Genomic DNA, 1219 nt, shown 5'->3' with positions numbered 1-1219 from the left:
GCTCTCGTTTTCTTTGCTGCGGGCGAAGGGCTGCACGGGCTTCAGTGGAATAGGAAGCGGAGATCCTATGTCGTGCCGCGCGATGACCGGACCGCACAGGATTGTGTGCGGAAACAGCTAAGCTTATCTGGAGGTTGCAACATGGGCGGACGAGGTGGCAGGCGATCCCTTTATCCAGAAGCTGGAACACGCCGGCCCGCTCACCGAGGCCGAGCGGACGGCTCTACAGGCCCTTCCGGTCAATCGGCGCCTCGTTCCAGCCCGGCAGGACATCGTCGCCAGCCCCGGCGTTGAGCGCGTCTACCTCGTCCTGAGCGGCATTGCCGGCCGCTACAAGACGCTCCTGGAGGGCAGTCGCCGGATCGTCTCCTTCGTGCTGCCGGGCGATCTCTGCTGGGTGCACGCCGCAGCGGCCTCAGGCACCCGTGATCTGCGCGTGGGAGCGCTCACCCCCTGCTCGGTCGCCGACTTCCCGCGCTCGCAGATGACGGACCTGATCGGAACCTACCCCGGCATCGGCCGAGCCATGTGGTGGGTCACCCTGACGGAACTGAGCCGCTCGCGCGAGTGGCTCGTGAACGACAGCCGGCCGGCCGAGAAGCGCCTGGCCCACCACTTCTGCGAGTTGCTGGTCTGCCTGCGGGCCGTGGGCTTCGCGAGCGAGAACAGCTTCGAACTCAAGCTGACCCAGATCGATCTGGCCGACGCGCTGGGCATCTCGCACGTCCACATCAACCGCATTCTCCAGGGGCTGCGCTCGAAGGATCTGATCGTTCTGTCCAACCAGCGGCTGACGATCCCCGACGTGCCACGCTTGGCGGCATTTGCCGAGTTCGATCCCGGCTACCTCTGCCTCAGCGGCTTGGACTTCTGACGCCGGCCGTGGCCCGTCGAAACGAAGCCGTCTTCGTTTCTCGCGGCAGCGCTTCGCTTATGCTAGGCCGCGCGGCGGGGGCTGCAAGCTTGTGCAGAGAGACGATGGCGGAGATCACGCTGCAGCCGGTGCAGGTGTTTACGCAAAGCGCGGACAAGGACGGGCTTCTCGCCTTCGTCGATGGACAACTCGTCGCCGTGCTGCTGCGCCTGAGTCGAGAGGTGCACGGGTCGGCCGCGTTCGCGGGCCAATGGTGCATGGAGATGGGCTTCGGCCCATGCGCCACCGGCTTGGCGCCGGTCCTGCTCGACGACGCTGAGGCCGTCCGCAGATGGGTGGCCGAGC

2 protein-coding genes are annotated in these 1219 nt (G+C 66.3%); both read left to right on the top strand.

Annotated features, from left to right (window positions below; all coding sequences use genetic code 11):
• Window positions 1-154: 154 nt before the first annotated feature.
• Window positions 155-874, top strand: coding sequence for a Crp/Fnr family transcriptional regulator (locus WDW90_RS37305; RefSeq protein WP_336492754.1), 720 nt, complete (start codon window positions 155-157; stop codon window positions 872-874).
• 104 nt (window positions 875-978) lie between these two features.
• Window positions 979-1219 (top strand): hypothetical protein (locus WDW90_RS37300; RefSeq protein ID WP_336492753.1); only part of this gene is annotated, 241 nt, incomplete at its 3' end.

The sequence above is a fragment of the Methylobacterium nigriterrae genome (assembly GCF_037106235.1).
In the GTDB taxonomy this organism is placed as follows: Bacteria; Pseudomonadota; Alphaproteobacteria; order Rhizobiales; family Beijerinckiaceae; genus Methylobacterium; species Methylobacterium nigriterrae.
Note: the sequence above shows the minus strand (reverse complement) of the source record. Positions and strands in the feature narration are given on the sequence as shown.